Annotated in this window: 2 protein-coding genes; both read left to right on the top strand. The window is 71.4% G+C overall.

Translation table 11 applies throughout. The features are described 5' to 3' along the window. The coding region (locus N864_RS25250; protein ID WP_034722371.1) for a hypothetical protein at positions 1 to 650 on the top strand (650 nt) is incomplete at its 5' end. A gap of 162 nt (positions 651 to 812) precedes the next feature. After that, the gene (locus tag N864_RS21685; protein WP_051518919.1) at positions 813 to 2,105 is read left to right on the top strand and encodes an NAD(P)/FAD-dependent oxidoreductase; all 1,293 of its coding nucleotides are present in this window, start codon (positions 813 to 815) and stop codon (positions 2,103 to 2,105) included. Positions 2,106 to 2,201 lie beyond the last annotated feature (96 nt).

Here is a 2,201-nt window from a genome sequence, read left to right as displayed (position 1 = left end):
GCGCTCACTCGACGGGTGCGGGGCCGCTGCGGCTGTCGGTCGACGACTTCGAGGTCGTCGAGACCGAGCGACGCACCTCGGCGGCCGTGGCGCTCTGCGTCGACATGTCCTTCTCGATGTTCCACGAGGGGCGTTGGGGCCCGATGAAGCAGACCGCCCTCGCCCTGTCGCACCTCGTCCAGACCCGGTTCCGGCAGGACGCCCTCGAGATCATCGGCTTCACCATCGCCGCCCGCCGACTCACCCCGGTGCAGCTCGCCGACGCCGAGCCCGAGTGGGTGCAGGGCACCAACCTCGAGCACGCCCTCATGCTCGCCTCCCGGCACCTGCGCCGCCACCCCGAGGCGGAGCCGCTCGTCCTCGTCGTCACCGACGGCGAACCGACCGCACACCTCGACCCGAGGGGCGTGCCGACCTTCGCGTGGCCGACGATCCCGGCGACGGTCCGCGCCACGATGGCCCAGGTCGACCTGCTCCGCCGCTCCGGGGCAGCGCTCAACGTCTTCATGCTCGGCGACGACCCCGGCCTCGCCCGCTTCGTCGACGCCGTCGCCCGCCGGGCCGGCGGGCGGGTCTTCACGCCGTCGGTCGACCGGCTCGGCGAGTACGTCGTGTCCGACTACCTCCGCTCCCGCCGCGGCCGACGCTGACCCGGCCGCGGCCACAGCCGGAACCCCGGCCCGTGCTGTGGAAGATCAGCACACCCTGAGGTGACCGATCCTCCACAACCAAGCCCGGCGGCATACCCCCGCTGTCGTATGCCGCTCACCGCGGCTCGGCGCGCCGGCGAGCGGCGCGCCTATGGTGGAGACATGGGAACTCGACCACATGTCGTTGTCATCGGTGGCGGATTCGGCGGCCTGGCGGCCGTCCGGGCGCTGCGGAGGGCCGACGTCGACGTGACACTCATCGACCGGCACCCCTACAACACGTTCCAGCCGCTGCTCTACCAGGTGGCGACCGGCACGCTGAACCCCGGTGACGTGACGTGGTTCCTGCGGTCGGTCCGATCGAAGCAGCGGAACGTGCGCTTCTTCCAGGGCAGCTGTGAGGCGATCGACCACGACGCCCACACCGTCAGCCTGTCCGGCGGCGAGGTCGTGCACTTCGACCACCTCGTCATCGCGACGGGGGTGGCGGCCAACTACTTCGGCACGCCGGGTGCGGACAAGTACGCAATGCCGCTCTACACCCGCAGTGAGGCGCTGGCCCTGCGCGACGCGGTCTTCTCCGGCCTCGAGGAGGCGTCGGTCAACCGGCAGTACGACGACATCCGCGTCGTCATCGTCGGCGGCGGCCCGACCGGGGTCGAGACGGCCGGCGCGCTCGCCGAGATGCGCAACAAGGACATCCCGGTCCTCTACCCCGAACTCGATCCACACAAGGTGCACGTCACCCTCGTCGAGATGTCACCGCACCTGCTCGCCCCGTTCGCGCCGGAGAGCCGCGAGTATGCCGCCGACTCCCTGCGCAAGCGCGGGGTCGACCTACGCCTGTCCACCAAGGTGAACGAGGTCCGCGAGGACGGGGTCGTCGTCGGCGACGACAAGGAGTTCCTCCCGGCGGGCGTCGTCGTCTGGGCGAGCGGGGTGACCGCGCCCGAGGTCGTCTCCAACTGGGGCCTGCCGCAAGGCCGGGGGCGACGGATCGTCGTCGATGACCACCAGCGGGTCAAGGGCTGCGACAACGTCTACGCGGTCGGGGACATCTCGGTGGGCGAGGGCGACCGGGCCCTGCCACAACTGGCCCAGCCGGCGATCCAGCAGGGCAAGTACGTCGGCGAGCTCATCGCGGCCGGGTTGACCGGCGAGACCCTGCCGCCGTTCGAGTACAAGGACAAGGGCATCCTCGCCACGATCGGCCGGGCATCGGCCGTGGCCGAGGTCACCGGCCTGCCCCGGCTGCAGGGCTTCCCGGCGTGGGTCATCTGGAACAGCGTGCACATCGTCACCCTGCTGGGGAACCGCAACCGGCTCGCCGCGATGGTCAACCTCGGCGCCAAGTACCTCGCCTGGGGCCGCACCCACAACGCCATCGTCGGGGACACCCAGGTGCCGGAGCTCGACACGACGGCGCAGGAGCGCCCCGAGGTCAGGGGCGCCTGACCCGGCGGCTCCGCCGGTACCTGACCGGTGCCCCGGCGGCTCCGCCGGTGCTGACCGGCCGCCTACCCCGTCGAGTGAGCGCAAACTCCGGAGTTT

This window comes from Intrasporangium chromatireducens Q5-1 (assembly GCF_000576575.1).
In the GTDB taxonomy this organism is placed as follows: Bacteria; Actinomycetota; Actinomycetes; order Actinomycetales; family Dermatophilaceae; genus Intrasporangium_A; species Intrasporangium_A chromatireducens.
This window is presented reverse-complemented; position numbering and strand designations above follow the sequence as displayed.